The sequence below is a fragment of the Pseudomonas lurida genome (genome assembly GCF_013522705.1).
Lineage (GTDB): Bacteria > Pseudomonadota > Gammaproteobacteria > Pseudomonadales > Pseudomonadaceae > Aquipseudomonas > Aquipseudomonas quebecensis.
In genome coordinates, this window is record NZ_JAAMRE010000004.1 from 195,375 (window position 1) to 216,395 (window position 21,021).

At 60.5% G+C, this 21,021-nt stretch carries 20 protein-coding genes; 11 read left to right on the forward strand and 9 right to left on the reverse strand.

Annotated elements, in window-relative coordinates; translation table 11 throughout:
• The first annotated feature begins 10 nt into the window (after positions 1–10).
• From G7025_RS05535 to G7025_RS05565, 7 genes are all read left to right on the forward strand, one after another.
• A complete protein-coding gene (locus tag G7025_RS05535; protein ID WP_034097057.1) occupies positions 11–271 on the forward strand; it encodes a YeaC family protein in 261 nt (86 codons plus the stop codon).
• Complete coding sequence (locus tag G7025_RS05540) at positions 268–1,098, forward strand: DUF2797 domain-containing protein (RefSeq protein WP_181077353.1); 831 nt, start codon at positions 268–270, stop codon at positions 1,096–1,098. Before G7025_RS05535 ends, G7025_RS05540 begins: the two co-directional genes overlap by 4 nt.
• 13 nt (positions 1,099–1,111) lie before the next feature.
• A complete protein-coding gene (gene pepN / locus G7025_RS05545) occupies positions 1,112–3,769 on the forward strand; it encodes an aminopeptidase N (RefSeq protein ID WP_181077232.1) in 2,658 nt (885 codons plus the stop codon).
• Positions 3,770–3,921: 152 nt separating this feature from the next.
• Positions 3,922–4,638, forward strand: a complete 717-nt coding sequence (locus G7025_RS05550; protein ID WP_181077233.1) for a helix-turn-helix transcriptional regulator — start codon at positions 3,922–3,924, stop codon at positions 4,636–4,638.
• A gap of 51 nt (positions 4,639–4,689) precedes the next feature.
• Positions 4,690–5,025, forward strand: a complete 336-nt coding sequence (locus G7025_RS05555) for a nuclear transport factor 2 family protein (RefSeq protein WP_181077234.1) — start codon at positions 4,690–4,692, stop codon at positions 5,023–5,025.
• A gap of 15 nt (positions 5,026–5,040) precedes the next feature.
• On the forward strand, positions 5,041–6,144 hold the full coding sequence (gene zapE / locus G7025_RS05560) for a cell division protein ZapE (RefSeq protein ID WP_181077235.1): 1,104 nt from the start codon (positions 5,041–5,043) through the stop codon (positions 6,142–6,144).
• 173 nt (positions 6,145–6,317) lie between these two features.
• Positions 6,318–6,812: a GNAT family N-acetyltransferase gene (locus tag G7025_RS05565; protein WP_181077236.1), complete on the forward strand. Its 495-nt coding sequence runs from the start codon at positions 6,318–6,320 to the stop codon at positions 6,810–6,812.
• A 98-nt stretch (positions 6,813–6,910) separates the two neighbouring features.
• Here the strand turns inward: G7025_RS05565 and G7025_RS05570 are convergent, their stop codons facing one another.
• The 4 genes from G7025_RS05570 to G7025_RS05585 form a co-directional block, all read right to left on the reverse strand.
• Positions 6,911–7,132: a hypothetical protein gene (locus G7025_RS05570; RefSeq protein ID WP_181077237.1), complete on the reverse strand. Its 222-nt coding sequence runs from the start codon at positions 7,130–7,132 to the stop codon at positions 6,911–6,913.
• 141 nt (positions 7,133–7,273) lie between these two features.
• Entirely contained in the window at positions 7,274–9,502 is a 2,229-nt protein-coding gene (locus G7025_RS05575; protein WP_181077238.1) for a TonB-dependent siderophore receptor, read from the reverse strand.
• Between the two features lie 114 nt (positions 9,503–9,616).
• Positions 9,617–11,374 (reverse strand): phosphoethanolamine transferase CptA, encoded by a 1,758-nt coding sequence (locus G7025_RS05580; protein ID WP_181077239.1) that lies wholly within the window; start codon positions 11,372–11,374, stop codon positions 9,617–9,619.
• A 164-nt stretch (positions 11,375–11,538) separates the two neighbouring features.
• Positions 11,539–11,718, reverse strand: coding sequence for a DUF6026 family protein (locus G7025_RS05585; RefSeq protein WP_258197640.1), 180 nt, complete (start codon positions 11,716–11,718; stop codon positions 11,539–11,541).
• Positions 11,719–11,989: 271 nt separating this feature from the next.
• Here G7025_RS05585 and gnd point away from each other — a divergent pair, with 271 nt between their 5' ends.
• Genes gnd through G7025_RS05600 form a run of 3 tightly spaced genes read left to right on the forward strand, consistent with a single transcriptional unit; the run spans position 11,990 to position 15,323 of the window.
• Positions 11,990–12,973 carry a phosphogluconate dehydrogenase (NAD(+)-dependent, decarboxylating) gene (gene gnd, locus G7025_RS05590; protein ID WP_181077242.1) on the forward strand — a complete coding sequence of 328 codons (984 nt, stop codon included), beginning with the start codon at positions 11,990–11,992 and terminating at the stop codon, positions 12,971–12,973.
• On the forward strand, positions 12,970–14,493 hold the full coding sequence (gene zwf, locus G7025_RS05595; RefSeq protein ID WP_181077244.1) for a glucose-6-phosphate dehydrogenase: 1,524 nt from the start codon (positions 12,970–12,972) through the stop codon (positions 14,491–14,493). Before gnd ends, zwf begins: the two co-directional genes overlap by 4 nt.
• Positions 14,490–15,323: an HAD family hydrolase gene (locus tag G7025_RS05600; RefSeq protein ID WP_181077246.1), complete on the forward strand. Its 834-nt coding sequence runs from the start codon at positions 14,490–14,492 to the stop codon at positions 15,321–15,323. Before zwf ends, G7025_RS05600 begins: the two co-directional genes overlap by 4 nt.
• A gap of 57 nt (positions 15,324–15,380) precedes the next feature.
• On the opposite strand, the gene G7025_RS05605 is transcribed toward G7025_RS05600, so the two are convergent.
• Positions 15,381–15,641, reverse strand: coding sequence for a hypothetical protein (locus G7025_RS05605; RefSeq protein WP_181077248.1), 261 nt, complete (start codon positions 15,639–15,641; stop codon positions 15,381–15,383).
• A gap of 343 nt (positions 15,642–15,984) precedes the next feature.
• Between G7025_RS05605 and G7025_RS05610 the strand changes: the two genes are divergently transcribed.
• Positions 15,985–17,307, forward strand: coding sequence for a sigma-54 dependent transcriptional regulator (locus tag G7025_RS05610; RefSeq protein ID WP_181077250.1), 1,323 nt, complete (start codon positions 15,985–15,987; stop codon positions 17,305–17,307).
• Positions 17,308–17,380: 73 nt separating this feature from the next.
• Here G7025_RS05610 and G7025_RS05615 read toward each other — a convergent pair whose 3' ends face one another.
• The 4 genes from G7025_RS05615 to G7025_RS05630 are packed head-to-tail and all read right to left on the reverse strand — an operon-like array spanning position 17,381 to position 21,013.
• Positions 17,381–18,685 (reverse strand): hypothetical protein, encoded by a 1,305-nt coding sequence (locus G7025_RS05615; protein ID WP_181077252.1) that lies wholly within the window; start codon positions 18,683–18,685, stop codon positions 17,381–17,383.
• A gap of 49 nt (positions 18,686–18,734) precedes the next feature.
• On the reverse strand, positions 18,735–19,481 hold the full coding sequence (locus tag G7025_RS05620) for a hypothetical protein (protein WP_181077254.1): 747 nt from the start codon (positions 19,479–19,481) through the stop codon (positions 18,735–18,737).
• A gap of 41 nt (positions 19,482–19,522) precedes the next feature.
• A complete protein-coding gene (locus G7025_RS05625; protein WP_181077256.1) occupies positions 19,523–20,203 on the reverse strand; it encodes a C39 family peptidase in 681 nt (226 codons plus the stop codon).
• A 60-nt stretch (positions 20,204–20,263) separates the two neighbouring features.
• Positions 20,264–21,013, reverse strand: a complete 750-nt coding sequence (locus G7025_RS05630) for a hypothetical protein (protein WP_181077258.1) — start codon at positions 21,011–21,013, stop codon at positions 20,264–20,266.
• Between the last annotated feature and the right edge of the window lie 8 nt (positions 21,014–21,021).

A 21,021-nucleotide genomic window follows, 5' to 3' on the forward strand; every position in this document is an offset into this window, starting at 1 on the left:
AAGAGCCTTCATGTCCTCTTTTGCTGAAATGATCGAAAACATCACCCCGGACATCTACCAGAGCCTCAAGCTCGCCGTGGAGATCGGCAAGTGGTCCGACGGCCGCAAGCTCACCGCCGAGCAGCGCGAGTTGTCGTTGCAGGCAATGATCGCCTGGGAAATCCAGAACCTGCCGGAAGACCAGCGCACCGGTTACATGGGGCCGCAGGAATGCCAGTCGAAGTCCACCACCGTGCCGAACATCCTGTTCAAGTCGGACGCGATCCATTGATTGAAATTGGGCGCGGTGCAGTCAGTAAAATGTCGGCGAAACTCGGTGAACCGACCGTTCAATATGCGTTTCGCCTGGGCGATACCGAGGTGCCGGTCAACCCGTTGATCGGCACCCACGTGCGCCTGGAATACCTCGGTGCCATTCATTGCAGCCATTGCGGACGCAGGACCAAGACCAGTTTCAGCCAGGGCTATTGCTACCCGTGCATGACCAAACTGGCCCAGTGCGACCTGTGCATCATGAGCCCCGAGCGCTGCCATTACGACGCCGGCACCTGCCGCGATCCGGGCTGGGGCGAGCAGTTCTGCATGACCGACCACGTGGTGTACCTGGCCAATTCCTCCGGGATCAAGGTCGGCATCACCCGCGCCACCCAGTTGCCGACGCGTTGGCTGGATCAGGGCGCCAGCCAAGCGTTACCGATCATGCGCGTGGCCACGCGCCAGCAGTCCGGTTTTGTCGAAGACTTGTTTCGCAGCCAGGTGGCCGATAAGACCAATTGGCGGGCATTGCTCAAGGGCGACGCCGCCAGCGTGAACCTCAAGCAAGTGCGTGACGATCTATTCGCCACCTGCGCCGAGGGCCTGCTGGGTTTGCAGGAACGCTTTGGCCTGCAGGCCATCCAAACCATTGCCGACGTCGAACCGATCGAAATTCGCTATCCGGTCGAGCAGTACCCGGCCAAGATCGTCAGCTTCAACCTGGACAAGAACCCGATTGCCGAAGGCACGCTGTTGGGGATCAAAGGCCAATACCTGATCTTCGACACCGGCGTTATCAATATTCGCAAGTACACGGCCTACCAGCTCGCCGTGCATCAGTAGAAGGATGCTCACCATGCGCACCGAACAACCGAAGATGATTTACCTGAAGGACTATCAGGCGCCGGACTACCTGATCGACGAGACGCACCTGACCTTCGAGTTGTTCGAGGACCACAGTCTGGTCCACGCGCAGCTGGTGATGCGCCGCAACCCCGAGCGTGGCGCCGGCCTGCCGCCGCTGGTGCTGGATGGCCAGCAACTGGAGCTGCTGAGCGTCAATCTGGGTGACAAGGAACTGACCGAGGCCGACTATCAGCTGACGGACAGCCACTTGACCCTGCAGCCGACCCGTGAAACGTTCACCGTCGACACCAGCGTGCGCATCCACCCGGAAACCAACACCGCGCTGGAAGGCCTGTACAAATCCGGCGGTATGTTCTGCACCCAGTGCGAAGCCGAGGGCTTTCGCAAGATCACCTACTACCTTGACCGCCCGGATGTGATGAGCAGGTTCACCACCACGGTCATCGCTGAGCAGCACAGCTACCCGGTGCTGCTCTCCAACGGCAACCCGATCGCCAGCGGCCCTGGTGAAGACGGCCGCCACTGGGCGACCTGGGAAGACCCGTTCAAGAAGCCCGCGTATCTTTTCGCCCTGGTGGCCGGTGACCTGTGGTGCGTCGAAGACAGCTTCACCACCATGACCGGGCGGGAAGTGGCGCTGCGCATCTATGTCGAGCCGGAAAACATCGACAAGTGCCAACACGCCATGACCAGCCTGAAAAAATCCATGCGCTGGGACGAAGAAACCTACGGCCGCGAGTACGACCTCGACATCTTCATGATCGTGGCGGTCAACGATTTCAACATGGGCGCCATGGAGAACAAAGGCCTCAATATCTTCAATTCCAGCGCCGTGCTGGCCCGCGCCGAAACCGCCACCGACGCCGCGCACCAGCGGGTCGAGGCGATTGTCGCCCACGAGTACTTTCACAACTGGTCGGGCAACCGCGTGACCTGCCGCGACTGGTTCCAGCTGTCGCTCAAGGAAGGCTTTACCGTGTTCCGTGACTCGGGCTTTTCCGCCGATATGAACTCGGCGACGGTCAAGCGTATCCAGGACGTGGCCTACCTGCGTACCCATCAGTTCGCCGAAGACGCCGGCCCCATGGCTCACGCGGTGCGCCCGGACAGCTTTATCGAGATCTCCAACTTCTACACCTTGACCGTGTACGAAAAGGGCTCGGAAGTGGTCGGCATGATCCACACCTTGCTCGGCGCCGAAGGTTTCCGTAAGGGCAGCGACCTGTACTTCGAACGTCATGACGGCCAGGCCGTGACCTGCGACGATTTCATCAAGGCCATGGAAGACGCCAATAACGTGGACCTCAGCCAGTTCAAGCGCTGGTACAGCCAGGCCGGCACGCCGCGTCTGGCGGTGAGTGAGTCCTACGATGCCGCCGCCAAAACCTACAGCCTGACCTTCCGCCAGAGCTGCCCAACCACCCCGGACAAGATGGAAAAGCTGCCATTCGTAATCCCGGTGGCGTTGGGCCTGCTGGACGGCAACGGCGCCGACCTCCCGCTGCGCCTGGCAGGTGAGGCCGCCGCCGCCGGCACCTCTCGCGTGCTGTCGGTGACGCAGGCCGAACAGACCTTCACCTTCGTCGATATCGCCGAGCAGCCATTGCCGTCGCTGCTGCGTGGTTTCTCGGCACCGGTGAAGCTGAGCTTCCCCTACAGCCGCGATCAGCTGATGTTCCTGATGCAGCACGACAGCGACGGCTTCAACCGTTGGGATGCCGGCCAGCAACTCTCGGTGCAGGTATTGCAGGAACTGATCGGGCAGCATCAGGCCGGTCAGCCGCTGCAGTTGGATCAGCGTCTGATCGACGCGCTGCGCACGGTGCTGATGGACGAAACTCTGGACCAGGCCATGGTCGCAGAAATGCTCTCGTTGCCTAGCGAAGCCTACCTCACGGAGATCAGTGAAGTGGCCGATGTGGAAGCCATTCACGCGGCCCGCGAATTTGCACGCAAGCAACTGGCCGATCATGTGTTCGAAACCCTGTGGCTGCGTTACCAGGCCAATCGCGAACTGTCGCGGCAAACGCCTTATGTGGCGTCGGCCGAGCACTTTGCACGACGCGCCTTGCAGAACATCGCGTTGTCCTACCTGATGCTCAGTGGCAAATCCGAAGTGCTGGCGGCCACCCTGGAGCAGTTCGAGGCGTGTGACAACATGACCGAACGCCTGACAGCGCTGGCAGTGCTGGTCAATTCTCCGTTCGAGGCGGAAAAAGCCCAGGCGCTGGCGGTGTTCGCCGAGAACTTCAAGGACAACCCGCTGGTCATGGACCAGTGGTTCAGCGTGCAGGCGGGCAGCACCCAGCCAGGCGGGCTGGCCCGGGTCAAAGCGTTGATGGAACACCCGGCGTTCACTCTCAAGAACCCGAACAAGGTGCGGGCGCTGATCGGCGCCTTTGCCGGGCAGAACCTGGTCAACTTCCACGCGGCGGACGGTTCGGGTTATCGCTTCCTGGCGGACCTGGTGATCCAGTTGAACGGCCTTAACCCGCAGATCGCCTCGCGCCAACTGGCGCCACTGACTCGCTGGCGTAAATACGACAGCGCGCGCCAGGCGCTGATGAAGGCCGAACTGGAGCGCATCCTTGCGTCCGGCGGTCTGTCCAGCGACGTGTTCGAGGTGGTCAGCAAGAGTCTGGCGTAAGGGCGGGGTGCGTTGCCGCTTCGCGCCGGGCTGCGAAGCAGCCCTATCAAAAACACCCACCGACCCAGAAAAACCGCAGCCATTTGCTCCTGACATGTTCTGTCAGGAGTAAATGCTAAGCTGCGGCTTCCTTCCCCGCCTGAGTCATCAACGTGTCGCGCACCACTCGTTTATTGACCTTATTGCAGGCCCTGCGTGGCCGAAAGCGCCCGGTGACGGCTGCCGTGCTGGCTGCGCAGCTGGAGGTGTCCGAGCGCACGTTGTACCGCGACATCGCTGAGTTGACCGCGCTGGGTGCCCCCATCTTCGGCGAAGCCGGGGTAGGGTATGTGTTGCGCAGCGGCCTGTTCCTCCCGCCACTGATGCTCAATGCCGAGGAAACCGAGGCGATCGTATTGGGGTTACGTTATGTGGATCAGCGCGGCGACGACGTGCTCAGCCGCGCCGCCGCCAACGCACTGGCGAAGATCGCCGATGTGCTGGACCCGGCCGCCCAGGAAGCCTTACGCAACCCGACCGTATTGCCGGGACCGCCGGGTTTCGGCTATCCGGAAAACCGTGTGCCGTTGAATGTGTTTCGCGAAGCGATACGCGGCCAGGCCAAGTTGCACATTGATTATGCGGACGCCAGCCAAACCCAAAGCCACCGCCTGATCTGGCCACTGGCCCTGGGCTTTCTGAATGAGGTACGGGTGATTGTCGCGTGGTGTGAACTGCGCGGCGCCTATCGCACCTTTCGCACTGACCGCGTGGCCAGCGCCGAGGCCCGTGGCGAACGCTATCCAGGGCGTCGCAGCGACTGGCTGCGGGCCTGGCGCAAGCAGATGGAAAGTAATGAGAGCGGCCAGTTCACTCCTGACAAAAACTGACACAACCGCGGCTTAACATGGCCTGCAAAATTGACCAAAAGGAGTTGTGCCATGTCCCTTCCCGAGTTGGCCCCGGCCATCGCCGCCTATCTTGAGGCCGCCAATACCCGCGACACCTCGACCGTTGCCCAATGGTTTGCCGAAGATGCCAATGTGTTCGATGACGGCGGGCACCTTGTCGGCACGGCTGCCATTGCGCGCTGGATGCAAGACACGGCGCACCGCTATCAGCCAAGGGTCGAGGTGCTCAATGTGCAACATCGCACCGGCAAGATACTGGTGCGCAACGTGGTGTCGGGTAATTTCCCAGGCAGCCCGTTGGAGCTGCGCTACACCTTTCGCCTGAACGAGCAGGGTAAGATTTCACGCCTGGACATTTCCGTGTAGGTCATACTGGCGGGCATGACTTTCGACTCGCCGCTCGCGGCCTACCACCACGCCATCCACCAACAGGGTTTTGTTACCGACGTCGCTCAGCGCCGCGCGGTCGAGGCCCTGCAAGCGTGTCATCAGGCTCTGCATCAGGGCCGCTCATCCCTCAGCGGCGTTTACCTGTGGGGGCCGGTGGGGCGTGGTAAAACCTGGTTGATGGACCAGTTCCATCAAAGCCTGCGCGTACCCGCGCGCCGCCAGCACTTTCATCATTTCATGGGGTGGGTGCACCAGCGTTTGTTCCAGTTGAGCGGTACGCCGGATCCGCTGCAGGCATTGGCGCGGGAGTTGAGCCACGAAGTGCGGGTGCTGTGCTTCGATGAGTTGTTCGTCAGTGACATCGGCGACGCGATAATCCTCGGCCGGTTGTTTCAGGTCATGTTTGAGCAGGGCGTGGTCATGGTCTGCACCTCCAACCAGCCACCCGATCAGTTGTATGCCGATGGCTTCAACCGTGAACGCCTGCTGCCGGGCATTGCGGCGCTCAAGCGGCATATGCAGGTGGTGGCGGTGGACGGCAGTGAGGATCACCGTTTGCACCCCGGCGTTGCCCAGCAGCGCTATTGGGTCAACCAGCCCGAGGTACTCGCCGAGGTATTCGAACGATTGGCCGAAGGGCAGGCGCTGACTCGCGGGCCGCTCGATGTGGGGCATCGCAGTATCGCCACCGTACAGGCCAGCGAGCATGTGCTCTGGTGCCGCTATGTCGACCTGTGCGAGCAACCCTTGGCGGCGATGGATTTTATGCTGTTGTGCGATCGCTTCGAGGCGATTCTGCTCGGCGAGGTGCCTGAGTTGAGTGCGCAACGACGGCCGGGACGGATTGCCCGTGGTACCGAGGACGCGGCCCAGCGCGTTCTGGCCGGTGACCGCGAACTGCCTGCTTTGTCGGTGCACGACGACAGCGTGCGCCGCTTTATCGCCTTGGTGGACGAATGTTATGACCGCAAGGTGCCGTTGTACCTCGAGGCCCGAGTACCGCTGGAGCGCCTGTATACCGAGGGCTACCTGGAGTTTCCGTTCCGTCGCACCCTGAGCCGTTTACAGGAAATGCAGCTGCGGCGTTTCGGCTGATATCCGTAGGACCCGTCCGTGACGACCCGCCATCGACGGCTTTATGCCCATGAAGCCTTCGCGCTTTCACGCAGGTATTTGTAGTTAATCTCCTTCATCTCCCGCCGACTCCATGCTTACAATCGTGCCCTCAAAGGGAGCTGATTCCCTAGTTGTTGCTATCGAGGACGGAAATGGACACCCCTGACATCCTGGTGCTGCAAGCCAGCTATACCAACGCCGTGCATGCCGAGGCGATTGCCCTGGTACTTAACCATTACGCCGAAGGCCCCATGGGTGGCGGGCACAGCCTGCCACGCGATCTGTTGGAGCAGCTGCCGGCGGAGCTGGCCAAACGGCCGCATGCGTTCAGTGTGCTGGCGTTTGTCGGCGGTGAGCCTGCGGGGCTGGTCAATTGTTTTGAAGGTTTTTCCACCTTCGTATGCCGGCCGTTGGTCAATGTCCATGACGTGGTGGTGATGGAGGGTTTTCGAGGGCTGGGATTGAGTCAGAAAATGCTGCAGAAGGTCGAGGAAATCGCCAGGCAGCGCGGGTGCTGCAAAATCACCCTGGAAGTTCTTGAAGGTAACGACGTGGCGCAATCGGCTTACCGCAAGTTCGGCTTTGAGGCAGGCATGTTCGACCCGGCCCATGGCCGCATGCTGTTCTGGAATAAATCGCTTAATTAAATTCCGGCAAAAAAAAGGCGCCAATGCATGGCGCCAAAGTTCACTGTTGCCAAAGGAGCGTAATGGCAGAGCGTGTTGCGGATTAACTAAGGATTAAATCAACTCTTGGGTTGTTGCTCGGTGGTGGATTGTTCCACCGTTGCTTTTTTGAAGTCTTTGCCATCGGCGGACGCGGTTTGTTGGGTAGCGCCGTGAGCCTGCTGCTGAATGAAGGTGAAGTTGTCATAGAACGCCTTGGAACGCTCGGAGCCGCCTTCTGCGAAGGCGGCGGCGGAGGTCAGCGTCATCAGGCCGGCAAATATCAGGGTGGAGCATTTCATCGTGGTTTTCCCATTAACAGTAATCGGTATCCGGTCATGTCATGATCAGATTCATGGGGCGACTATGCCGGTAACTTATTAAGTGGGAATTAACGTAGAGCGGGCCGGAAGTTAATCTTCCCTTAACTTAGGCTTCCTGGTTTAAAGCGTCCAATCCAATGCCAGCGTGACCGCGCGCGGATCTCCCCAATAAACACCGTTATAGAAGCCGACACGCTCGTAATATTTTTTATCAAATAGATTGTTGATATTCAGCGAAGCCGAAAGATGGTCGTCGACCTGGTAGCGCGACATCAGGTTGACCACTGTGTAAGCCTGCTGGGTCATTTTGGCGCGGGTGGTGATCAGCTTTCCGTCGGCATCGCGTTCGCCCGTTGGCCGGTTGCCGAAATCATAGAAATCGCTTTGCCAATTCACTGCTCCACCGACGGTGAGTTGACGCCACGCGCCGGGTAACCGGTAGGCGCTGGAGAGCTTCAGCAGGTTCAGCGGCTGCCCGGTATTGTTGCGTTTGCTCGCGCCGTTCACCGAGTGGGTGTAGGTGTACCCGGCTGTAAGGTTCCAGTCCGGCATGATTTCACCGGCCACCTCCAGTTCGAAGCCGTTGACTTTGTTGCCCTTGCCGCCGGACGTGTAGTACTCCTCGCCGGTGACCGGGTTCGTTGCCACCGAATAGTCGCGTTCGGCAACGTTATCCTGGGTGCTCCAGAAATACGCAGCCGCCAGGTTCACGCGCTCGTTGAGCAGGCTGCCCTTGAGGCCGACTTCATAGTTACTGCCCACCACCGGTTCCAGGTACTTCTTGTTGGCATCGCGCAGGCTCTGGGGCTTGAAGATATCGGTGTAGCTCGCGTACACCGTGTACTGCGGCGTGAGGTCATAGAGCAGCCCGGCGTAGGGCGTCCACATATCGTTGTGGGTCTGGCGTGTCTTGTCGTTGGCCGTCAGCTGATCGTTGGCATCGTAGGTCGGCAACGCGCTTTCCAGCTCCCAACTGCCGTAGCGGCTGCCCAGCACAGCGTGCAGGCGGTCGGTGAGGCTCAGGCGTGTGGCCAGGTAGCCGGCTTTTTGCTTCTTGCTGCTGTGTTCGCCCTTGAGGTCGGTGACGGTGTCGCTGAACTTGGGAATGCCACCCATGTATTTCCAATCGTCGATGGTGTAGTAACTCGCGTCCAGGCTGCTGCGCATAAATGGCGAAACGTCCCGTTGCGCCGCCTCGCCGTAGCCCATCATCAGCGCATGTTCGCGCCCCAGCAACGCATAACTGCCGGCCAGATTGAGGTCAACGGCTTCCATTCTCGAGGTGCCGCGCATATGGCTGGCCCAGGCGGTCATGCCGCTGCGGTCGTCGTTGGGAAAACCGGCGCCGCCGTAGTAGACCTTGCCATCCGTGTCGCTTTGTCGGTGGGTGTAGGCAGCCTTCAGGTGCCAGTCACCCGCCAGGCGATGATCCAGGGTCGCGAAAGTGGTTTTGTCGGTCAGTGGCCAGGAGCTCCAATGCGCCGCCATGTTGGTCGAGCGCGGCAGCCTGGCCTTGTCGCCCCGGCTGTTCCAGTAGGGCACGGTGCCCCAGGAGGTGCCTTGCACCTGTTTGTCCTGGTAATCAAACCCCACGGCCAATACGGTATCGTCCGACAGGTCACCCTCCAGAACGCCGTAGCCGACCGAGCGCTGCAGCGCATAGTTGTCCCGGAACGACTGACTGTCGCGGTAGGCCAGCACCGTGCGCCCGCGCAGCCGGCCGTCGAATGCCAGCGGGCCGCCGACGTCCAGGTAACTGTAGTAATTGTCATGACTGGCACCGCTGACGCCGGTTTTCGCCTGCCAATCGGCTGTAGGGCGCTTGCGCACCATGTTCACGGTGGCCGAAGGATCGCCGGCTCCGGTGGTCAGGCCCGTCGCACCGCGCACCACTTCGATACGGTCGTAGATGATGGTGTCGGCGTCGGACTTCATGAAGCCGAACGTATTGAGCATCCCGTCGATCTGGAAATTGTTGATGCCGTAGCCACGGGAAGAATACGACACGCGATCGGAGTCGTTGTGCTGCACGTTGATCCCGGTGGTCTGACGCAGCACATCGGTCAGGGTATTGAGGTTGAAGTCGTCCATCTGCTGGCGGGTGATCACCGAGATCGACTGTGGGGTTTCCTTGACGGACAGGTTCAAGCGCGTGGCGGTGCTCATGGAGCCCGTGGTGTACGCCCCGGTGTGCTCGGTGGTGGCGCCCAGGCCGTCGGCGCTGATGCGGGTGGCGGTCAGCTGCAGTGGCGCGTGGCTGTCATCGGTTTCGGCGAACGACCCGGGGCTCAGCGTTACGCTGAAGAGGCCGAGCGTGAGGGACATGGAACGGGTGAGGGGCGCGATCATCGCGGCAGTCTCCTTGTCGTCTTTGCGGCCTCTTCGGTAGGGAAAGGCCATTGCTCAAAGACGAAAGGAGCTGTCGAACTTTAGGTCTAAACGAGAATGATTGTTATCTTTTTGTTACGGTGCTGTCTTTTCCTGGAGCACTACATCCGTGGCCACCGGCTTTTTCGGCTTGATCAGGCTGAAGTCGATCAACGGCTTCTGCTGGCGCTGATACGGGTCGCCAATCAGCAGTGGACGTGGGGTGAAGCTGTCGCTCACCAGGCTCTTGCTGCGGTCCAGTTCTTTGGCGCTCAACCCGGCCAGGTCGGCCCAGGTGTGGATCAGCTGTGAGCTGCTGTAGGGCCGCTGCAGGTCGCCGGCAAAATCCCAGGTATGGCTTTCGCGCCATTTCGGCGACGCGTAGGCCATGAATGGAATGGTGTACATCGGCGCGGTGGGCTTGCCCTCGTTACGGCCCAACGTGCTGTGGCCCGCCGAGTCGAACACGTCTTCGCCGTGGTCCGACAGGTACAGCAGGAAGCCATTGGGGTCGGTCTTGGCGTAGTCCTTGATCAGGCTGGACACCACGAAGTCGTTGTACAGCACCGCATTGTCGTAGCTGTTGTAGGTCGGCAACTGGTCGTCGCTGACGCCGGCGGGCACGCCTTGGCGGTCGGTGAACTTGTCGAAGCTCGGCGGGTAGCGGTACTGGTAGCTCATGTGCGTGCCCAGCAGGTGCACCACAATGAACTTGCGTTCGGCCGGATCGGCCAGTGCCTTGGAAAACGGCGCCAGGACGTCACCGTCATACTGGCGGGCGTTCTGGTTGCGATTGTTGTTGAGGTACACCTGCTCGTCGGCCTGTTCGGAAAAGGTCGTCAGCATGGTGTTGCGCTTGGTCATGGTCTGCTGGTTGGTGATCCAATAGGTCTTGTAGCCCGCCTGTTTCATCACGCTGACGATCGACGGGGTCTTGAGGTACAGGTCGGGGTTCTCTTCGTCGGCGAAGGTCAGCACCTGCTGCAGCGCCTCAATGGTGTAGGGGCGGGGGGTGATGACGTTGTCGAATACGGCCAATTGGTCGCGCAGTTTGTCCAGTTCCGGCGTAGTAGCGCGCGGGTAGCCGTAAAGGCTCATGCGCTGGCGGTTGGTCGATTCGCCGATCACCAGTACCAGGGTCGACGGCTGGCCGGCGCCGGCATCCTTGAGGTTGGTCAGGGGCGGGATCTGGCTGGCGCTGTGGAGCATGCCCTGCATGTTGTCCAACTGCTCGGTGTAGCGGCGGTAGGCGACGATCATCTGCCAGGGCACGGCGGGCTCGATACGGGTCTCGAAGCGGTCGATGCCCTCTGCCAGCGTCTCGCTGCGGGCGATCTGCTTGACCAGCGGGTAGCCGATAACGGCCACCAGAATCGCGGTCGCCGCCACCAGCGCCTGGGCACGGGGCAGGTAGACCGGGCGAATCCGGCTCCAGAGGAAGATCGCCACGGCGGTGTGGGCGATAAAGGCCAGCACGATCCACCAGGCGAAGTATTGGGTCAGGTATTCACCGGCTTCGGAGATGTTCGACTCGAACATGATGAAGATGACGCTCTGGGAAAATTCCTGCTGGTAGACAAAGAAATATCCCAGGCTGGCCATGGAGCAGGCCCACAGCACCACGCCGATCACGGCGGCCATTACCCGGGTCTGGCGTGGAAACACCAGCACGGGCGCGAGCCACAGTGCACTCATGAAGAAGGCTTGACGAAAACCGCTGAAACCGGAGGTGCCGCTGAGTTGTATCAGCAGTTGGGTAATACCGGAGAAGTACCAGAAAAACACAAACAGCCAGCCAAGACCGGCCCAATCGAAACCTTTCGCAGACTTTGTGCTGCGTTTGAACATTGCCATCCGGCGCTCCAACCCAAGAATTTTCCAGTCGACGCGCAGGGCTGCACGCACAACGCAGGCCACTTTCGGTATCCGGTGGCCTTTGGGGGCGGGAGTATCGGGAACGACGTGTGAAAACTTTGTGAGATTTTTGTAGCCTTTATCTTACAAAGCAATGACCGGTCTCAGCAGAGTGCGGGCTGTGCGCCGGCTTGCTGATCCAGTTGGGCTTGAATGATGTGGGAGCGCAGGCGCATGACTTCCTGCTGCAACTGCTCGCGCTCGTCCTGCAACTGGCGCAATTCATCGCGACGAATAGTGACGTAGAGGGTCTGTGGAGGACGGGTCATCTGTACAGTGCTCATTGCTTACCTCGCAAATAGCCGGTGTGTCGCGGTGTGCCAGAACGCTTGAGTCGAGGTTCTCGGCATCAGTCGGAAGCAATTCTGAATTCTTTTTCACATCAATGGAACTTTTTTATTTTTGGTGGTCGTGTGACTTTTACCGGGGTGATGGTGAAACGATGGCATCTTTTTTAGCATGAAACTACAGGGATCCGCTCTGGACTAACCCTCATTAGCCTCATTGCGCTATAAACTATGTCACACATTTTTTAGCAGTTAGGAGCATCAGCACATGCAACTGGGGATTATCGGACTAGGCCGCATGGGCGGGAATATTGCACGGCGCCTGATGCTCAATGGGCATACCACCGTTGTTTACGACCGTAACGAAGCCTTTGTCAAAGGCTTGAGCGAAGAGGGCGCCACCGGCGTTGCCGACCTGAAGGCCCTGGTGGCCGGGTTGCAGAAACCGCGTGCTGTCTGGGTGATGTTGCCGGCAGGCGACCCCACCGAAAACACCATCAATGAACTCAGTGAGCTGCTGGAAGACGGTGACGTGATCATCGACGGCGGCAACACCAACTATAAGGATGACGTACGTCGCGCCAAGGCGCTGTCGGAAAAAGGCCTGCACTATGTTGACGTGGGCACGTCCGGCGGTGTCTGGGGCCTGGAACGCGGTTATTGCATGATGATCGGTGGCGACACCGAAACCGTGCAGCGCCTCGACCCGATTTTCGCCAGCCTGGCGCCGGGCCTGGGCAATATCCCGCGCACCAGGGACCGTTCCGCCGCCGCTGATCCGCGTGCCGAGCACGGCTACATCCATGCAGGCCCGGCCGGCTCCGGGCATTTCGTCAAGATGATCCATAACGGTATCGAATACGGGATGATGCAGGCGTTCGCCGAGGGCTTCGACATTCTCAAGACCAAGAACTCGGAAAACCTGCCGCAGGACCAGCGCTTCGACCTGAATGTTGCCGATATCGCCGAAGTCTGGCGCCGTGGCAGCGTGGTGTCTTCGTGGCTGCTGGACCTGACCGCCGATGCACTGGCCACCGACCCGAAACTCGACGGTTATTCCGGCTCCGTGGCCGACAGTGGCGAAGGCCGCTGGACCATCGAGGCCGCCATGGAACAGGCCGTGCCGGTGCCGGTGCTGTCCACCTCGCTGTTCGCCCGTTTCCGCTCGCGCCAGCAGAGCACCTACGGTGACAAGATGCTGTCGGCGATGCGCTTCGGCTTCGGTGGTCACGTGGAGACTTCCAAAAAATGACGGCTAACGGCAAAAAACTGAAGGCCGAACCCGCTCCACCCACCACCTTGTTTCTGTTTGGCGCCCATGGCGACCTGGTCAAGCGTCTGCTCATGCCGGCGCTGTACAACCTCAGTCGCGATGGCCTGCTGGGCGACGGCTTGTGCATCGTCGGCGTTGATCACAACGCCATCAGCGATGTGGACTTCGCCAAGAAACTCGAAGACTTCATCCGCACCGAGGCGGCGAGCAAGGTCAAGGGCAATGTCGACAATGCCCTCGACCCGCAGCTGTGGGCGCAGTTGGCCAAGGGTATCAGCTACGTTGAGGGCGACTTTCTCGACGACAGTACCTACGCCGATATCGGCAGGAAAATCGCCGAGAGCGGTACCGGCAACGCGGTGTTCTACCTGGCCACCGCGCCGCGTTTCTTCAGTGAAGTGGTGCAGCGTCTGGGCAGCGCCGGGCTGTTGAGTGAAACCGACGACAGTTTCCGGCGCGTGGTGATCGAAAAACCCTTCGGGTCCGACCTGGCCACCGCCGAAGCGTTGAACGCCAGCCTGCTCAAGGTCATGAGCGAGAAGCAGATATATCGCATCGATCATTACCTGGGCAAGGAGACGGTGCAGAATATTCTGATCAGCCGTTTCTCCAACGTGCTGTTCGAGGCGTTCTGGAACAACCACTACATCGATCACGTGCAAATCACCGCCGCCGAAACCGTCGGCGTGGAGACACGGGGCAACTTCTTCGAAAAAACCGGCACCTTGCGCGACATGGTGCCCAACCACCTGTTCCAGCTGTTGGCGATGGTGGCGATGGAACCGCCGGCGGCGTTCGGTGCCGACGCGGTGCGCGGGGAAAAGGCCAAAGTTATCGGTGCCGTGCGCCCCTGGTCGCTGGAAGACGCGCGCGCCAACTCCGTACGCGGGCAGTACACCGCCGGCGAAATCGGCGGCAAGGCATTGCCGGGGTATCGCGAAGAGGCCAATGTCGCACCAGACAGCAGCACCGAGACGTTCGTGGCGCTCAAGGTCATGATCGACAACTGGCGCTGGGTCGGCGTGCCGTTCTACCTGCGCACCGGCAAACGCATGAGCGTGCGCGATACCGAAATCGTGATCTGCTTCAAGCCGGCGCCCTACGCACAGTTTCGCGACACCGAGGTGGACGAAGTCAAGCCCACCTACCTGAAAATCCAGATCCAGCCCAATGAAGGCATGTGGTTCGACCTGTTGGCGAAAAAGCCCGGGCCGACCCTGGATATGGCCAACATTCAGCTGGGCTTTGCCTACAAGGACTTCTTCGAAATGCAGCCGTCGACCGGGTACGAAACCCTGATCTACGACTGCATGACGGGCGATCAGACCTTGTTCCAGCGTGCCGACAATATCGAGAACGGCTGGCGCGCGGTGCAGCCGTTCCTCGACGCATGGAAGGAAGACGATGGTATCCAGACCTACAAGGCCGGCGAAGATGGCCCGGCGGCGGCCGACACGCTGCTGGCCCGTGATGGCCGCACCTGGCACACACTCGGATGAGTGATGCCGCGATCCATCCCATCCGTTTTATCCTCAGCGACGTGGATGGCACGTTGCTGCATCCCGACCATCGTCTCAGCCAGCGTACAGTCGATGCGGTGCGTGCGCTGCGCGAGGCCGGCGTACTGTTCAGCCTGGCCAGCGGGCGCCCGCCCAAGGCCATGCGGCACCTGATCGAGACGTTCGGTATCGACGTTCCGGTGGCGGGTTTCAATGGCGGCACCTTGGTGCACCCGGACGGCAGCATCCTGGTGGCTCACCATTTGCCGGCGGAGGCGGCGCTGATCGCCCTGGCGCTGTTTTCGGCCGAGCCGGACGTGGAAGTGTGGATGTTTGCCGATGGCGATTGGCTGCGCCGTGGCGAGCCGGGCCCGATGGAACCGCGCGAAACCGCTGGGCTGGGCTATGGCCCGCAGGTCGTGGAAAGCTTTGAGCCGTACCTGGACCGTGTCGACAAGATCGTTGCCGCCAGCCTCAATACGCAGTTATTGGTGGAGCTGGAAGCGCGATTGCATCCCAAGGTCGAGGGGCTGGCCCAGGTATCGCGCTCACAGCCGGTGTATCTGGACGTGACGGCCATGCTGGCGAACAAGGGCGAGGCCTTGAAAACCTTGGCCGAACACCTGGGTGTGCCGCTGGAGCAGACGGCGGCAATTGGCGACGGCGGGAATGACCCGGCGATGTTTCACGTCGCCGGTTTGTCGATTGCCATGGGGCAGGCGGAAGAAACCGTCAAGCGCCAGGCCAATGTGGTAACCGGCAGTAATAGCCAAGAGGGCGCCGCAGAAGCATTCGAGCGATTTATCCTGCAAACGCACCCGCGGCCTTAAGTTCAACGGCGCAACTTGCGAGCATTGTTTGCAATGCTCGCAAGTGGGTGTCTGTTATTACTTTGGCATTGCCCAGGATTGCAAGCGGTAGCCGTTTTTATCCAACTCGGCACGAGCCTGCAACAGCAGGTTTTCCAATTGTGCAGGATCGGTATAGGCACTCGACGAAAGTTGCTTGCGGCCGATGCGGGTATTAGTGCGGTCGACGACGCTTAGGCTGAGGGCGCCGTTGCCATCGTGCCAGGCCACGCACTGAAAGGGCTGGAAGGCACGGTCTGCGATCAAAAGAGCTTCGTTGATGCGGAGCGGGGCGTTCATTGGGGTCTCTCTCTAAATGCCCGATCAGGTAGTGCCGTCGGTTGGGCGAGCCAGGCGGCGAGTTACTTGTACTGATGCACGATGGCGGGGTGCGGGTCACATGCTAGAGCAACAATTTTCAACTTTCTGTGATTGAGGTCATGTAAGCGGCTGTTTTAAAAGCGCATTGATTGTGTGCGCCGGTTTCAACTTTTTGTTTGTCGAAGCCAGAGGATGGCTTTTTGCCCCGACTTATAGCAAAACGATACAAGGCTCGCGTCAAGATCTTGCTAGGGTTAGCAGCAGTCGTTACAAACTGTTGTTTCTAAATAACTTTAACGATTTTTGACGCCAAGGATCAGTCATGGGTGTGCCTGCCGTTCAACGCCGTTTGCTCGTGGTCGACCCGTGCGATGACTGTCATGGGCTGCTGCCCGGTTTGCGCACGGCGGGGTGGGAGGTGGACAGCTGTGCGCTGGAAGGGGTAGGTGATCGCTCCTGCGATGTCGGCTTGCTGCGCTTGCAGCCTGAACACCTGAAGCGTCCTGAAGCGGTCAAGGAGCTGATCGGCCGCAGCGGCACTGAATGGATTGCCGTGCTCAGCCAGGATGTATTGCGTTTGCAGAACGTCGGCGATTTTGTCTGTGAGTGGTTTTTCGACTTCCATACCTTGCCCTTCGACGTCTCCCGCGTACAGGTCACCCTGGGGCGCGCGTTCGGTATGGCGCGCCTGCGCGGTAAAGGTCATACGCCGGTGGATGAGGGGCATGAACTGCTCGGAGACAGCCGACCCATTCGTGAGCTGCGCAAACTGTTATCCAAACTCGCGCCCACCGAGTCGCCCGTATTGATACGTGGCGACAGCGGCACCGGCAAAGAGTTAGTGGCCAAGACCCTGCATCGCCAGTCTCAGCGTCATGCCAGGCCGTTCGTGGCGATCAACTGCGGTGCGATTGCGGAACACCTGATTCAATCCGAACTGTTCGGCCACGAAAAAGGCGCGTTCACCGGCGCCCACCAGCGCAAGATCGGGCGTATCGAGGCGGCCAACGGCGGCACATTGTTCCTCGATGAAATCGGCGACTTGCCGATGGAACTGCAAGCCAACCTGCTGCGTTTTCTGCAGGAGAAGCATATCGAGCGCGTCGGCGGCAACCAGCCGATTCCGGTGGACGTGCGTGTGCTGGCCGCGACCCACGTCGATCTTGAGGCCGCCGTGACCAAGGGTGCGTTCCGCGAAGACTTGTACTACCGCCTCAATGTGCTGCAGGTGGTAACCGCGCCGTTGCGTGAGCGCCACGGTGACGTGGCGATGCTGGCCAACCATTTTTCGCGTTTCTACAGCCAGGAAACCGGGCGGCGCCCGCGCAGTTTCAGCGAAGACGCCTTGGCGGCAATGGGGCAGCACCCTTGGCCGGGCAACGTGCGCGAGCTGGCCAACCGGGTACGTCGCGGGCTGGTACTCGCCGAAGGCCGGCAGATCGAAGCCGTTGATCTGGGTTTGCAGGGCGAGCAGGCAATCGCGCCACCCTTGGCTACACTCGAAGACTACAAGCACCGCGCCGAACGCCAGGCGTTGTGCGATGTGCTCAACCGTCACAGCGACAACCTGAGTGTCGCTGCCCGTGTGCTCGGTGTGTCCCGGCCCACGTTTTACCGGTTGCTGCACAAACACCAGATCCGCTAGGGCGGGTAAACCGAAAAGCCCCGCAACGACCCTTATCGTTGCGGGGCTTTTCCTTGTGTGCCGAACGCTGTGGTTAGAAGTAGTACGGGAATTTCAGGCTGAAGGTGAAATCCGGCGCATCGTCGGTCATGCCGATCGCCAGGTTCGGCACGATCGTCAGGTTATCCGACGCCGCAATCGTCATGCCTACGTTGAAATACCCGGCATTGGCATCGCTGGACACCACCGACTGCCAGTCGCCGCCGTTGGGCTTAAGCCGGCTTTTGCGCTGCACCAGATCGGACACCGAGAACGACATACTCATTTTCTCGTTCAGCGCGAACGCCACGCCCACGCCGACCTGGAAACTGTCGCCCAGGCTGACTTTGCCGCCGACCTTCTGGTTGACGTCGCTGCTGATGTCGTCGAACGAGTCTTCGAAGTTATGGGTGTAGGACAGCGAGCCGAACAGCACGGCCGGGTCGAACGTCTTGACCAGGGAGATCCCCGGTGTAATCGACCACACCCCGTTGCCGGTGGGCAGGCTTTCGGGCACGAACAGGTTGTCGTTGCCGGCTGTTTGGATGAGCTTGATGCCAAACGGTTCTTTGCCCGTCGGCGCCTTGACGCGCAATGACACCACCGCATCCGGCAGGGTCGGGGTTTCGTCGAGGAACTTGTAGGCGACGCCGAAATTCACGTCGCCGATGGTCGGGTCACGGGTCACCGACGCTTCGGATGTCGCCGTGCCGTTATTGCCGGCGCCTGCCGACTGGTACGTCGAGTCGCGGTACACCACCGGCACGTTCACGTCGAACTGCCAACGGTTGTCGACGTTGTAGCGCCCGGTCAGGTCCAGGGTCCAGTTGTCCGACTTGATCCGATCAAGGTTGATATTGCCGAGGAAGATCGAGTCCAGCGCCAGAAAGCCATTGAGGGTCAACTGGCGCGCGTCGTAGCGCGCGTAGGTGACGCCGGTTTCAAAGCTGAACTTGCCATTGCCGAAAAAGCCGCTGGCTTCGTTATACAGGTTGCTGACGCTTTGCGCAGGCGCCGAATCGTCCTTCAGGGACTGCCCATACGAACTGCCTCCACCCGCACCGCCTGAAGCCGCCGCGGCACCCGTACCGGTACCGGCCACGTTGGTGCCGCCTTTCTGGAAGTCGGCAGGGGATTTGGCCAGGCGTTTGGGGGCCGGCGTCGCCGGTTGATCCTCGACCTGACGCACGCGCTGTTCGAGCACGGCCAAGGCCTTTTGCTGCACTTCGTAACGTTGCTTGAGCTCCAGGAGTTCCTGTTTGAGGGTTTCGATATCGGCATCCGGCGCGGCATACAACACGGATGCGGGTAAGAGCGTACTTAGACAGACTACCGCGCGGAGCGATAACGATCGATGCATGAAATAAGCCGTCCTTTTCCAATGCGTAAGTGTCGAGGCTCAGCGTAGTTCAATAACCAAGGGTGCGTAGGCCCTTGAGTTGGTCCAGGTTGCAGTTCAACGCAGGGTTGTTCAGCCCGTTATTGCCCATCACCACGTTGAGCTGGGTCATGTTGCTGACGAAGTTGGTGTTGCCGGTCAAAACCGTGCCTTGCAGCACCGTGCCGCCGCCGATCTGCTGCAGGCTGTTGCCCTGGTTATGATTGGCCTGGATCGCCATTTGCAGGCCGCCGTTGTTGGCCGACACGCTCACCTTGCCGGCCGCGCTGTCACCGCTCACGGTGCCGCCGGCCACCAGCACTTGCCCGGACTGCACCAGATTGGCTGGCGCGAGGCCGTCCTGGCTGACGGTGATGCCGACGTTGTTGTTGGCGGTGTTGCCGTCGCCGGCCGCCCGCACGCTTTGCGTCACGCCCTGGCCACTGCCCAGGCCGGCGCCGCCGACCACATTGCCGGTGCCGGCGGACGGGGTGGTGCCGCTGCCGGTCGAGCCGGTGGTTTGCACATAGAACTGCGGGGTAAGGGTGGTTTTGTCGACCTGCATGCTGGCCTTGCCGGTGATGCTGTCACCCACGGCATTGGTCCACGTGCTGCTCATCACAATGCCAAAACTGATAATTCGTCCCGGCATCACGTAGCGGCCTCGCAGGTCGGCCATTTCCGAATCCTTCAGTTCAATCGGCTTGAACCCCGATGAAGCGTAAGCAGGCATTGAGGCTGCCAGGCACAAGGCCGTCAGCCAGCGGGACGTGTTCATCGCTTGCTCCTGGAGCGTCCTGGCTCCTTATTGCGCTTCTTTTAAAAGAAGTCGCTCTGGATAAAACCGAAATCCATCAATTCAGCGTCGCCCACGGGCCGGAACTCGTTCAAACGGTTCCTGGCGGTCAGTGGCGCAGGTGGGTCGAGCAGCACATTGGCCTTGTCGTAACCCTCACCCAGCACGGCGAATACGATGCCATTCCAGCCTTTGACGAAGTCGTCATGGGCGTAGCGTTTATGCCCCAGCACCGGATCGCCGATGTAGACCCAGTCCTTGTCGGCCCGCTGCAGCACCACGAAGTGCTTGTAGCCGCGGATCTCCAGCAGCACGACCACCGGGATCTTCACGGTCAACAGGGTGTCCGGCGAGATTTTGTAGCCCCGCGCCCGCATGCCGATGCTTTCGAGGTAGCGCTTCATGTCGAGCATGGAAAAACCCTGGGTGCGTACCAGGTTCTGGTCGGCGTTGACCAGCATGCCCTTGATGACGTGGTCTTCATCGACGTCCAGCCAATAACCCTGGCGCAGGATGGTGGCGAGTGCCGCGGCACCGCAGCTGAAATCGGTTTTCTGTTCCACCAGGTTGGCGAAGCGGCGCTCACGAATGCTTTCGACCTTCTTGTAGATCACTGCACCGCCAGGCATGGCGGAAATCGCCATGGTGCCTGCCCAGGTCGGGCCGGTGAGGAGCATCAGCAGGGAAAGGGTCGCGAGGCGCATGATCGAAGGCCGGGTGGACACTGGAATAGGAAAGGGCCTTGTCGCCAAGGCCCCGTTGGATCAGAAGCGCACGCCGCTGGCGCAGACGGTGCAACCTTGACCGATTGCCAGGCTGTTGCTGCCCTGGTTGCCCGAGCCCGATTGCAGGTTCACACCGACGTTGCCGGAGTTGCGGTTGACCGAGTTGTCGAGGCTTGCGTTGTTGGACACATATTGCGCGTTGCCGCCATGGCCATAACCATAGCCGTGGCTGGTCGCGGCCGCGTTGAGATAGCTGTTGCCGAGCGAGTTCTGCTCGGTGTTGGCGGCGGCCGCGATGTTTTTGCCATCGGCGGTGACGATCGCCAGGTTGTTTTTACCCTGGTTGCCCTGGCCGGCCTGGCCGTTGTAACCCACGTTGCCGGAGTTACCGTTGACCGAGTTATCCAGCGAGGCGTTGTTCTGCGTGCCTTTGTTGGTGAAGCCGTTGCCCAGGCTGTTCTGGTTCACGTCGACCAGGCCGAATACCGTGGCGGCGTCGCCTTTGGCGCTGGAGATCGCCGCCGAGTTGTCGGCCTGGTTGCCGCTGCCGGCCTGCACGTTGACACCGGTGTTACCGCTGTTGCCATTGACCGAGTTATCGGCCGAAGCATTGTTGTCGGTCTTGGTGTCGTCGAAGCGGTTGGCTGCGCTGTTTTGTACATCGGTCACCACCGCGGCGATGGTGCCGGTGGGTTGAGGCGCAGGGTGCCAGCCACCTGCTTGAGCGGCGGCAGCCATGAGTGCGGCGAGAGCGAAAACCAGGGGTTTGAGAGCCATTTGAGGTTTCATGGTGTTTC

Coding starts and splice junctions, on each gene's coding strand:
- G7025_RS05535 (WP_034097057.1), top strand. CDS start 11: ATGTCCTCTTTTGCTGAAATGATCGAAAACATCACCCCGGACATCTAC.
- pepN (WP_181077232.1), top strand. CDS start 1,112: ATGCGCACCGAACAACCGAAGATGATTTACCTGAAGGACTATCAGGCG.
- G7025_RS05555 (WP_181077234.1), top strand. CDS start 4,690: ATGTCCCTTCCCGAGTTGGCCCCGGCCATCGCCGCCTATCTTGAGGCC.
- zapE (WP_181077235.1), top strand. CDS start 5,041: ATGACTTTCGACTCGCCGCTCGCGGCCTACCACCACGCCATCCACCAA.
- G7025_RS05565 (WP_181077236.1), top strand. CDS start 6,318: ATGGACACCCCTGACATCCTGGTGCTGCAAGCCAGCTATACCAACGCC.
- G7025_RS05570 (WP_181077237.1), bottom strand. CDS start 7,132: ATGAAATGCTCCACCCTGATATTTGCCGGCCTGATGACGCTGACCTCC.
- G7025_RS05575 (WP_181077238.1), bottom strand. CDS start 9,502: ATGATCGCGCCCCTCACCCGTTCCATGTCCCTCACGCTCGGCCTCTTC.
- G7025_RS05580 (WP_181077239.1), bottom strand. CDS start 11,374: ATGGCAATGTTCAAACGCAGCACAAAGTCTGCGAAAGGTTTCGATTGG.
- G7025_RS05585 (WP_258197640.1), bottom strand. CDS start 11,718: ATGAGCACTGTACAGATGACCCGTCCTCCACAGACCCTCTACGTCACT.
- gnd (WP_181077242.1), top strand. CDS start 11,990: ATGCAACTGGGGATTATCGGACTAGGCCGCATGGGCGGGAATATTGCA.
- zwf (WP_181077244.1), top strand. CDS start 12,970: ATGACGGCTAACGGCAAAAAACTGAAGGCCGAACCCGCTCCACCCACC.
- G7025_RS05600 (WP_181077246.1), top strand. CDS start 14,490: ATGAGTGATGCCGCGATCCATCCCATCCGTTTTATCCTCAGCGACGTG.
- G7025_RS05605 (WP_181077248.1), bottom strand. CDS start 15,641: ATGAACGCCCCGCTCCGCATCAACGAAGCTCTTTTGATCGCAGACCGT.
- G7025_RS05610 (WP_181077250.1), top strand. CDS start 15,985: ATGGGTGTGCCTGCCGTTCAACGCCGTTTGCTCGTGGTCGACCCGTGC.
- G7025_RS05615 (WP_181077252.1), bottom strand. CDS start 18,685: ATGCATCGATCGTTATCGCTCCGCGCGGTAGTCTGTCTAAGTACGCTC.
- G7025_RS05620 (WP_181077254.1), bottom strand. CDS start 19,481: ATGAACACGTCCCGCTGGCTGACGGCCTTGTGCCTGGCAGCCTCAATG.
- G7025_RS05625 (WP_181077256.1), bottom strand. CDS start 20,203: ATGCGCCTCGCGACCCTTTCCCTGCTGATGCTCCTCACCGGCCCGACC.
- G7025_RS05630 (WP_181077258.1), bottom strand. CDS start 21,013: ATGAAACCTCAAATGGCTCTCAAACCCCTGGTTTTCGCTCTCGCCGCA.